Origin of the sequence: Leifsonia sp. (assembly GCF_051955155.1) — a bacterium.
In the GTDB taxonomy this organism is placed as follows: domain Bacteria; phylum Actinomycetota; class Actinomycetes; order Actinomycetales; family Microbacteriaceae; genus Leifsonia.
This window is the reverse complement of record NZ_JBQCGZ010000024.1, coordinates 1-11049: the sequence shown is the minus strand read 5'-3', so window position 1 is coordinate 11049 and position 11049 is coordinate 1. Positions and strand designations below refer to the sequence as shown.

Below are 11049 nucleotides of genomic sequence, written 5' to 3'. Positions count from 1 at the left end.
GGAGGTCTCGGCGCGGGTCGGGACCGGGCTCGAGATCATCGACTCCAGCATCTGGGTGGCGACGATGACCGGCTTCGCGGCGCGGCGGGACAGCTCGACCGCGCGCTTCTGCACGATCGGGACCGCCTCCAGCGGCAGCTCGACGCCCAGGTCGCCGCGGGCGACCATGATGGCGTCGAACGCCTCGATGATCTCCTCGAGCGCATCCACCGCCTGCGGCTTCTCGACCTTGGCGACGACCGGAACCTTGCGGCCGACCTCGGCCATGATCTCGTGCACGCGCTGGATGTCCGCGGCGTTGCGCACGAACGACAGGGCGATGATGTCGGCGCCGAGCTTCAGACCCCAGCGCAGGTCCGCCTCGTCCTTCTCGGACAGGGCGGGAACGTTGACCGCGACGCCCGGCAGGTTGATGCCCTTGTTGTTGGACACCGGACCCGCGACGATGACCTCGGTGGTGACGACGGTGCCGTCGGTCTCGATGACGCGCACGCGCACCTTGCCGTCGTCGATCAGCAGGAAGTCGCCCGGCTTCACGTCCTGGGGCAGGCCCTTGAACGTCGTCGAGGAGATCTCCTTGGTGCCGATGATGTCCTCGGTGGTGATCTTGAAGATGTCACCCTCTGCGAGGTCGTAGGGACCGGCCTCGAACTTGCCGAGGCGGATCTTCGGACCCTGGAGGTCGACGAGGACCGCGACCGGCTTCCCGGCGTCCTCGGCGGCCTTGCGAACATTCGCGTAGACCCCCTCGTGCACCTCGTAGCTGCCGTGGCTCAGATTCATCCTGGCCACGTCAACGCCCGCGTCGATGATCGCGCGGATGTTGTCGTAGCTGGACGTCGCCGGCCCGAGGGTCGCGACGATTTTCGCCCTTCTCATGCTTTTACTTGCTCCGTGATTCTCGCGCCCCTGACGGCGCGTTCTCGTGGTGGAGGGGACTCAGACCAGGATGCCGCGGTCCGTGGGACGGACCGGAGCCGGCAACTGCGTCTCCCCTTCAAGATACCGGTCGACGGCGGCGGCCGCTGCGCGGCCCTCGGCGATCGCCCACACGATCAGCGACTGGCCGCGGCCCGCGTCGCCCGCGACGAAGACGCCCGGCTCGCTGGTCTGGTAGTCGCCGCCGCGCGCGACGTTGCCGCGCTCGTCGAACGGCACGTTCAGCTGCGCCGCGATGTCGTCCTGCTCCGGGCCGGTGAAACCGAGCGCGAGCAGCACGAGGTCCGCGGGGATCTCGCGCTCGGTGCCCGCCTTCGGCACGCGGCGGCCGTCGAGGTACTCGGTCTCCGCGACGCGCAGCGCGCGCACCTCGCCGTACTCGTTCGCGAGGAACTCGACGGTGGAGGCCAGGAACTCGCGGTTGCCGCCCTCCTCGTGCGCGGTCTGCACCTCGAACAGCGTCGGCGTCGTCGGCCACGGCTGGTGCGCCGGACGCTCGCTCGGCGGCTGCTTGCCGATGGCGAGGTTGGTGACGCTGGCCGCGCCCTGGCGGTGCGCGGTGCCGATGCAGTCCGCACCGGTGTCGCCGCCGCCGAGGACGACGACGTGCTTGCCGTCCGCGGTGATCTGGTCGGCGACCTGGTCACCGGCGCCCGCCTTGTTCTGCTGGACGAGGTACTCCATCGCGAAGTGCACGCCCGCGAGGTCGCGGCCGGGGATCGGCAGGTCGCGCGGCACCATCGCGCCGGTGGCGATGACCACGGCGTCGTAGCGGGCGCGCAGGTCGGACCAGGAGATGTCCGTGCCGATGTCGACGCCGGCGCGGAAGCGGGTGCCCTCGGCCATCATCTGGTTGAGGCGCGCCTCCAGGTGCTTCTTCTCCATCTTGAAGTCCGGGATGCCGTAGCGCAGCAGGCCGCCGATGCGGTCGTCGCGCTCGTACACGGCCACGGGGTGGCCGGCGCGCGTGAGCTGCTGGGCCGCAGCGCGGCCGGCGGGGCCCGAGCCGACGACGGCGACCGTCTTGCCGGTGAGCCGCTCCGGCGGGTGCGGCTGCACCCAGCCGTTCTGCCACGCCTGGTCGATGATCGAGACCTCGACCTGCTTGATCGTCACGGCCGGCTGGTTGATGCCGAGCACGCACGAGGACTCGCACGGCGCTGGGCAGAGCCGGCCGGTGAACTCGGGGAAGTTGTTCGTCGCGTGCAGGCGCTCGATGGCCTGACGGCCCTCCCCGCGCCACATCAGGTCGTTCCACTCCGGGATCAGGTTGCCCAGCGGGCAGCCCTGATGGCAGAACGGAACGCCGCAATCCATGCAGCGGCCGGCCTGCCGGCGCAGCTGCGCAGGGTCGCCCGCCTCGTAGACCTCTTTCCAGTCCATGAGGCGCACGGAGACGGGACGGCGCTTGGGCAGCTCCCGCTCGGTCGTCTTCAGAAACCCTTTGGGATCAGCCACCAGTCACCTCCAGTTCGAGAACAGCCTTGGGGTCAGACAGCATCATCGAGCCGGTCACCTCCAATTCGAGAACAGCTTCACGATCAGACAGCATCATCGAGCGGTCACCTCCAGGATCCGGTTCCACACGATGTCGCCGTCGGGGTCGAGCCCCTCGTCGACGGCCTCCTGCCGCATCTGCAGCACCGCCGCGTAGTCGCGCGGCAGCACCTTGACGAACTTCGACACGGTCGCGTCGAAGTCCTCGAGCATCCGGGCGGCGAGGGCGGAGCCGGTCTCCGCCCGGTGCTTCTCCAGCAGGTCGCGAACGATCTCGATGTCGGCGCTGCCGAGGGGCAGCAGCTCGAGCTCGCCGCTGGCGAGGGACTCGCGGTTGACGCGGTCCCGCTTCAGCTCGTAGACGTAGGCCGTGCCTCCGGACATGCCGGCGCCGAGGTTCCTGCCCGTCCCGCCGAGGATCACCGCGAGGCCGCCGGTCATGTACTCGAGCGCGTGGTCGCCGACGCCCTCGACGACGGCGGTCGCACCGGAGTTGCGGACCAGGAAGCGCTCGCCGACGATGCCGCGGATGAACATGCTGCCCTGGGTCGCGCCGTAGCCGATCACGTTGCCCGCGATCACGTTGCGCTCCGCCGGGAACACGCTGCCCTGCGGCGGCCGCACGACGATCTGGCCGCCGGAGAGGCCCTTGCCGACATAGTCGTTGGAGTCCCCCTCCAGCCGCAGCGTGATGCCGGCGGGGAGGAACGCGCCGAGCGACTGGCCGGCGGACCCGGTGAGCGTGATGTCGATCGACCCGGTGGGCAGGCCGTTCTCGCCGTGCCGGACCGTGACCTCGTGGCCGAGCATCGTGCCGACCGCGCGCTCGGTGTTGCGGATCGGGAGCGACAGCTGAAGCGTGCCGCCGTTCGCGAGCACGTCCTGCGCGGCCTGGATCAGCTGGTTGTCGAAGTGCTCGTCGAGCTCGTGGTCCTGCGCGCGGCCGTTCTTGCGCGGCGCGTCGTCGGCGAACTCCGGGCCCTGCAGGATCGGCGAGAGGTCCATGCCCGACGCCTTCCAGTGCTCGATCGCGCGGTCGACGTCCAGCAGCTCGGCGTGGCCGATCGCCTCGTCGAGGCTGCGGAAGCCGAGCTCGGCCAGGTACTCGCGCACCTCCTGGGCGATGAACTCGAAGAAGTTCACGACGAACTCCGGCTTGCCGGAGAACCGGGAGCGCAGCTCGGGGTTCTGGGTCGCGACGCCGACCGGGCAGGTGTCCAGGTGGCACACGCGCATCATGATGCAGCCGGAGACCACCAGGGGCGCGGTCGCGAAGCCGAACTCCTCGGCGCCGAGCAGGGCGCCGACGATCACGTCGCGGCCGGTCTTCAGCTGGCCGTCCACCTGCACGACGACGCGCTCGCGCATCCCGTTGAGCATGAGCGTCTGCTGGGTCTCGGCCAGGCCGAGCTCCCACGGGGTGCCCGCGTGCTTGAGCGAGTTGACCGGGGACGCCCCGGTGCCGCCGTCGTGCCCGGAGACCAGGATGACGTCGGCCAGCGCCTTCGCGGTTCCCGCCGCGACCGCGCCGATGCCCGACTCGCTGACGAGCTTGACGTGCACACGCGCGCCCGGGTTCGCCCGCTTCAGGTCGAAGATCAGCTGCTTGAGGTCCTCGATCGAGTAGATGTCGTGGTGCGGGGGCGGCGAGATCAGGCCGACACCCGCGGTCGCGTGCCGGGTGCGCGCCACCCACGGGTACACCTTGGTCGGCGGCAGCTGACCGCCCTCGCCGGGCTTCGCGCCCTGGGCGAGCTTGATCTGGATGTCGTCCGCGTGCGTCAGGTACATCGACGTGACGCCGAACCGGCCGGAGGCGACCTGCTTGATCGCGCTGCGGCGCTCGGGGTCGAGCAGACGGTCGAGGTCCTCGCCGCCCTCACCGGTGTTCGACTTGGCGCCGAGCCGGTTCATCGCGATGGCGAGGGTCTCGTGCGCCTCCTTGGAGATCGAGCCGTAGCTCATCGCCCCGGTGGAGAACCGCTTGACGATGGCGGAGACCGGCTCGACCTCGTCGATCGGCACCGGCTTCCGCTCGCCCGTCTTCAGCGCGAACATCCCGCGCAGGGTCATCAACGCCTCGGACTGGTCGTCCACGAGCTTGGTGTACTCGCGGAAGATGTCGTAGCGGCGCGTGCGCGTGGAGTGCTGCAGGCGGAACACCGTCTCCGGGTTGAACAGGTGCGGTGCGCCGTCCCTGCGCCACTGGTACTCGCCGCCGGTCGCCAGACGCTCGTGCGCGAGGATCGCGCCCTCGGCCGGGTAGGCGCTCGTGTGCCTGGCCAGGTTCTCGGCCGCGATCACGTCGATCCCGACGCCGCCCAGCTTGCTGGTGGTGCCGGTGAAGTACTGGTCGACGAACTCCTGGCTGAGGCCGACCGCCTCGAACGCCTGCGCTCCCGCGTAGGACGAGACGGTGGAGATGCCCATCTTCGACATGATCTTGAGCACGCCCTTGCCGAGCGCCTTGATCACGTTCTTGACGGCCTTGTCCGGCGAGACGCCGGTGATCATGCCGCTGCGGACGAGCTCCTCGCAGGTCTCCATCGCCAGGTACGGGTTGATGGCGGAGGCGCCGTAGCCGATCAGCAGCGCGACGTGGTGCACCTCGCGCACGTCGCCGGCCTCGACGATCAGACCCACCTTCATCCGGTTCTCGGCCCGGATCAGGTGGTGGTGCACCGCCGCGAGCATGAGCAGCGACGGGATAGGCGCGAGGTCCTTGGTGGAGTCGCGGTCGCTGAGCACGAGGAACTGCGCGCCCGCCTCGATGGCCTCATCGACCTCGTCGCACATCTCGGCGAGGCGGCGCTGCATGGCGTCGGGCCCGGCGTCGAAGCGGTAGAGGCCGCGCACCGTGGTGGTCAGCCTGCTGCCGGGACGCGGGTCGATGTGCTGGATCTTCGCCAGCTCGTCGTTGTCGATCACCGGGAAGTCGAGCACGACCTGCTTGGCGTGCTCCGGGCCTGCGGTGAGCAGGTTGCGCTCCGGGCCGAGGCCGAGCTTCATGGTCGTGACGACCTCTTCGCGGATGGAGTCCAGCGGCGGGTTCGTCACCTGCGCGAACTGCTGCGTGAAGTAGTCGAACAGCAGGCGCGGCCGCTCGGAGAGCACCGCGACCGGCGTGTCGGAGCCCATCGCGCCGAGCGGCTCAGCACCGGTCGTCGCCATCGGCTTCAGCAGAATGCGGACCTCCTCCTCCGTGTAGCCGAAGGTGCGCTGGCGGCGCGTGATGGAGGCCGGGGTGTGCACGATGTGCTCGCGCTCCGGCAGGTCCTTGAGGTTGATCCTGCCCTGCTCGAGCCACTCGCCGTACGGCGCGCCGGCCGCGAGCTCCGACTTGATCTCGTCGTCCTCGATCAGGCGGCCGGCGACGGTGTCGACCAGGAACATCCGGCCGGGGCGGAGCCGGCCCTTGCGCACGACGCGGCTCGGCTCGATGTCGAGCACGCCGATCTCGGACGCGAGCACGACGAGGCCGTCGTTCGTGACGACGTAGCGGCCGGGACGCAGGCCGTTGCGGTCGAGGGTCGCGCCCACGAGCGAGCCGTCGGTGAAGACGATCGCCGCCGGGCCGTCCCACGGCTCCATGAGCATCGAGTGGTACTCGTAGAAGTCGCGGCGCACCGGGTCGATCTCGGTCTGGTTCTCCCAGGCCTCCGGCACCATCATCATCACCGCGTGCGGCAGCGAGCGGCCGGTCAGCGACAGCAGCTCGACGACCTCGTCGAACGAGGCCGAGTCGGACGCGCCGGGCGTGACGATCGGCAGCACCGGGTCCAGGTCGCCGAGCAGCTCGCTCTCCAGCTGCGACTGCCGGGCGCGCATCCAGTTGCGGTTGCCCTGCACCGTGTTGATCTCGCCGTTGTGCGCGATCATCCGGAACGGCTGCGCGAGCGGCCAGGACGGGAACGTGTTGGTCGAGTAGCGCGAGTGCACGAGCGCCAGCTTGGACGCGAAGCGCGGGTCGGACAGGTCGGGGTAGAACGGCTCCAGCTGGAGCGTCGTGACCATGCCCTTGTAGACCAGCGTGCGGCTGGACAGCGACGAGAAGTAGAGGTCCAGCTCGCGCTCGGCGCGCTTGCGCAGGAAGAAGGTCTGGCGGTCCAGCGCGATGCCGGCGACCGGCTCGCCCTTCTCGTCCGTGCGCGTGCTCTGCACGTAGAGCTGCTCGATGACCGGCATGGCCGCGCGGGCCAGGTTGCCGAGCTCGCCGGGACGCACCGGGACCTCGCGCCAGCCGAGCACGACGAGGTCCTGCTCGGCGGCGATCGCCTCCACAGCGGCCTTCACCTCGGCGCGCACGTCCTCATCGGTGGGGAGGAACGCGTTGCCGACCGCGTAGCGGCCCGCGCCGGGCAGCTCGACGCCGGCGACGGCGCGCAGGAACGCGTCCGGCACCTGCGTGATGATGCCGGCACCGTCGCCGGTTCCGGCGTCGGAGCCGACCGCGCCGCGGTGCTCCAGGTGGCGCAGCGCCTCCAGGGCGGCGTCGATGATGTCGTGACCGGCCGTTCCGCGCAGGGTCGCGACCATGGCGAGACCGCAGGCGTCCTTCTCGGCGGCGGGGTCGTAGAGGCCCTGCTTGGCCGGGATGGTTCCGAACCGGGAGTGGGGTGGCGTGAGCGCCATTTGGGGACCGTCCTCACAGTGTCGTGGATGTGGGGATGTGGGTGCGGGGACGCCATCGGCCCGTTGCGGGGAGTGATCCGCCGCTCCGCCCGGGCTGTGTGCGGCCCGGGTGGTCTGCGTGCGGGAGGTGGGGCTGACGCGGGTCACGCTTCGGATATCGCGTGCCGCGGATCTGGGTACGAGCGGGATGCTATTTCGAGCCGGTGGGGCTTGTGGCCGTGGCTTTCTGCGACCCGGCGGTCTCTCCGTCGTCCTCGTCGGTGAGCTCGTCATCCAGGTCGGTGTCGTCCGAGTCTACCTCAGCATCCGGCCGGACCCATTCACGACCCGGGACGTAGGGGCTCGGCTCGAGCCCGGTGTGCCGCTTCGACTGGACGATGAAGATGATCACGCCAAGCACCACGGCGGCGAACGCGGCCCACACGTTGGTGGGGATGCCGAGGAAGGAGAACTCGCTCGGGTCGATGCGGATCGACTCCAGGTAGGAGCGTCCCAGGCCGTACCAGATGAGGTAGACGGCGAGGACCTTGCCCCACTGCAGCCGGAACTTCCGCTCCAGCCAGAGGATGACGACGACGCCGATGACGTTCCAGATGATCTCGTAGAGGAACAGCGGCTGGAACAGCGTCCCGTCCGGCAGGCCGACCGGGATGGCCTTGTTTCCTGCGTCGATCTCCAGGCCCCACGGAACGTTCGTCGGCAGGCCGAAGAGCTCCTGGTTGAAGTAGTTGCCGAGCCGGCCGATCGCCTGGGCGAGCAGCAGTGCCGGGGCGACGGCGTCCGCGAACGTCCAGAACCGCAGGCCGGTCCAGCGGCAGCCGATCCAGGCGCCGACGGCGCCGCCGATCAGCGAGCCGAAGATGGCGTTCCCGCCCTCCCAGATGAAGAGGACCTTCCACAGGTCGGCACCCTCGTAGAAGTAGTCCGCCGGGTGCGTGATCACGTGGTACAGCCGCGCCCCGACGATGCCGAGCGGGACCGCCCAGAGCAGGATGTCGAGGACGACGCCCGGCTCAGCGCCGCGCTTGGTCAGCCGTCGCGACGTCCAGATCGCGGCGACGACGATCCCGATCAGGATCATGATCGCGTACGTCTGGATGCGCCAGTGCAGACCGAAGATGTCGATCGGGATCTGCTGCCACTCGGGCCCAGGGCTCGGGATGCTGGCAACCCAGCTGCTCATCGTCGCAACCACCCGATGACTCACCTTTCGATCGTTCAGGGATTCCGCGCAGGAGTGCGCGCGGCCAACTTAGTCTAAGACGCTCCTACGCGCGCGCCGTGCCGCGGGCGAGCTCGGCGGCCGTGCGGCCCGCGGCGTCGACGCCGCCGTCGGCCAGGGCCTTCACGAGCGCGGAGCCGACGATGGCGCCGTCGGCGTACTCCAGGACCTCCGCGACCTGGGCCGCGCTGGAGATGCCGAGGCCGACGCAGGTGCTCGTCGCGCCGGCCTCGCGGAGGCGGCCGACGAGCGTGCGGGCGGCGGAGTCGACGTCGCTGCGAGCGCCGGTGATCCCCATGGTGGAGACGGCGTACACGAAGCCCCTGCTCTTCTCGACGGCCTGGGCGAGCCGGGCGTCGGTCGACGAGGGGGCCGCGAGGAAGACGCGGTCCAGGCCCGTGCGGTCGGAGGCGTCCAGCCACGCCGTGCCCTCGTCGGGGATCAGGTCGGGCGTGATCAGCCCGGCTCCCCCGGCGGCGACCAGGTCGTCGGCGAAGCGGTCGACGCCGTACTGCAGCACCGGGTTCCAGTACGTCATCACCAGGACCGGGACGTCGACGCGCTGCGTGATCTCGCGCACGGCGGTGAAGCCGTCGCGCAGCCGGAAGCCGTTCGAGAGGGCCTGCTGGGTCGCAGCCTGGATGACCGTGCCGTCCATGACCGGGTCGGAGTACGGCAGGCCGAGTTCGATGACGTCGACGCCGTTCTCCGCGAGGGCGACGGCGGCGTCGATGCTGGTGGCCAGGTCGGGGAAGCCCGCGGGCAGGTAGCCGATCAGCGCGCCGGCCGCCTCCTGCTTGCGGCGGGCGATGGTGTCTGCCACGCGGCTCACGACTGCACGGCTCCTTCGTCGATCAGGCCGAAGTAGCGTCCGGCGGTCTCCATGTCCTTGTCGCCGCGGCCGCTGAGGTTCACCAGGACGATGCCCTCCGGGCCGAGCTCGCGGCCGAGCTCCAGCGCGCCGGCGAGGGCGTGCGCGGACTCGCTCGCCGGGATGATGCCCTCGGTGCGGCTCAGCAGGCGCAGCGCCTCCATCGCGTCGGCGTCCGAGACCGGGCGGTACTCGGCGCGGCCGATCTTCGCGAGCCAGGCGTGCTCCGGGCCGACGCCCGGGTAGTCGAGGCCGGCGGAGATGGAGTGCGACTCGATGGTCTGGCCGTCCTCGTCCTGCAGCAGCATGCTGCGCGCGCCGTGCAGGACGCCGGGCCGGCCCTTGGTGATCGTCGCGGCGTGGCGCGGGGTGTGCGCGCCCTCTCCGCCCGCCTCGAAGCCGACCAGGCGCACGTCCTCGTCGTCCAGGAAGGCGTGGAAGATGCCCATGGCGTTGGAGCCGCCGCCGACGCACGCGGCGACCGCATCCGGCAACCGGCCGGTGAGCGCGAGCACCTGCTCGCGCGCCTCCTCGCCGATGATCTTCTGCAGGTCCCTGACCATCGCCGGGAACGGGTGCGGACCCGCGACCGTGCCGAAGATGTAGTTGGTGGTCTCGACGTTCGTGACCCAGTCGCGCATGGCGTCGTTGATCGCGTCCTTGAGCGTGCGCGACCCGGTCTTGACGGCGATCACCTCGGCGCCGAGCAGGCGCATCCTGGCGACGTTGAGCGCCTGGCGCTCGGTGTCGACCTCGCCCATGTAGATGGTGCACTCGAGGCCGAAGAGCGCGGCTGCCGTCGCGGTCGCGACGCCGTGCTGGCCGGCGCCGGTCTCGGCGATGACGCGCTTCTTGCCGATGCGCTTGGTGAGGATGGCCTGGCCGAGCACGTTGTTGATCTTGTGCGAGCCGGTGTGGTTCAGGTCCTCGCGCTTGAGGATGATGCGCGCGCCGCCCGCGTGCTGCGCGAAGCGCGGCACCTCGGTGACGATGGAGGGACGGCCGGTGTAGCTGCGGTGCAGCTCGTCCAGCTCGGCCTGGAACGCCGGGTCGGCCTTCGCCTCCTCCCAGGCGGCGGAGAGCTCGTCGAGGGCGGCGACCAGCGACTCCGGCACGAACCGGCCGCCGAACTCGCCGAAGTAGGGACCTTCTTCGGAACGGAGGGACATCAGACTCCCAGGAACTCGCCGAGCGTTGCGACGGGGTCGCTCGTGACGAGCGCCTCGCCGACGAGCACGACGTCCGCGCCCACCGCTCGGTAGTGCGCGACGTCGGCGGCCGACTTGACGGCCGACTCCGCCACGCGGATGACGCCGGACGGATACGCGCCGGCCAGGCGGCCGAACAGATCCCGATCCAGCTCGAACGTGGAGAGGTTGCGGGCGTTCACGCCCACGAGCTTCGCGCCGGTGTCGAACGCACGGCTCAGCTCGTCCTCGGTGTGCGCCTCCACGAGCGGGGTCATGCCCAGCTGCGTGATGAGGTCGTGCAGGGCGACCAGCTGCTTCTGCTCGAGCGCCGCGACGATGAGGAGCACGAGGTCGGCGCCGGCGGCGCGCGCCTCGAAGACCTGGTACGGCTCGGCGACGAACTCCTTGCGGAGCACAGGCAGCGACACCGTGGCGCGCACCGCTTCGAGGTCCGCGAGCGAGCCGCGGAACCGGCGCTCCTCGGTCAGGACGCTGATGGCGCTCGCGCCGCCCGCCTCGTACTGCGCGGCGAGCGCGGCGGGGTCGGGGATCTCGGCGAGGTCGCCGCGCGAAGGGCTCGCGCGCTTCACCTCGGCGATGATCTTGACGCGCTCGGCCGGTGCGAGCGCCGCGAGAGCGTCGATCGCGGGCGCGCGATCCAGGGCCGCCGCCTCGACGACGGCGAGCGGGCGCTCAGC

Annotated in this window: 7 protein-coding genes; all 7 read right to left on the bottom strand. The window is 70.4% G+C overall.

Features of this window, described 5'->3' with window-relative positions:
• The coding region (gene pyk / locus ACTHMF_RS02370; RefSeq protein ID WP_440316145.1) for a pyruvate kinase at positions 1-879 on the bottom strand (879 nt) is incomplete at its 3' end.
• Between the two features lie 60 nt (positions 880-939).
• Positions 940-2397, bottom strand: a complete 1458-nt coding sequence (locus tag ACTHMF_RS02365; protein ID WP_440316144.1) for a glutamate synthase subunit beta — start codon at positions 2395-2397, stop codon at positions 940-942.
• A gap of 93 nt (positions 2398-2490) precedes the next feature.
• On the bottom strand, positions 2491-7068 hold the full coding sequence (gene gltB / locus ACTHMF_RS02360) for a glutamate synthase large subunit (RefSeq protein WP_440316143.1): 4578 nt from the start codon (positions 7066-7068) through the stop codon (positions 2491-2493).
• A 190-nt stretch (positions 7069-7258) separates the two neighbouring features.
• A complete protein-coding gene (lgt, locus tag ACTHMF_RS02355) occupies positions 7259-8251 on the bottom strand; it encodes a prolipoprotein diacylglyceryl transferase (RefSeq protein ID WP_314145884.1) in 993 nt (330 codons plus the stop codon).
• Between the two features lie 85 nt (positions 8252-8336).
• Positions 8337-9122, bottom strand: coding sequence for a tryptophan synthase subunit alpha (gene trpA / locus ACTHMF_RS02350; protein WP_314145885.1), 786 nt, complete (start codon positions 9120-9122; stop codon positions 8337-8339).
• On the bottom strand, positions 9119-10330 hold the full coding sequence (gene trpB / locus ACTHMF_RS02345) for a tryptophan synthase subunit beta (RefSeq protein WP_440316142.1): 1212 nt from the start codon (positions 10328-10330) through the stop codon (positions 9119-9121). Before trpB ends, trpA begins: the two co-directional genes overlap by 4 nt.
• The coding region (gene trpC / locus ACTHMF_RS02340; RefSeq protein WP_440316141.1) for an indole-3-glycerol phosphate synthase TrpC at positions 10330-11049 on the bottom strand (720 nt) is incomplete at its 5' end. The genes trpC and trpB, both read right to left, overlap by 1 nt.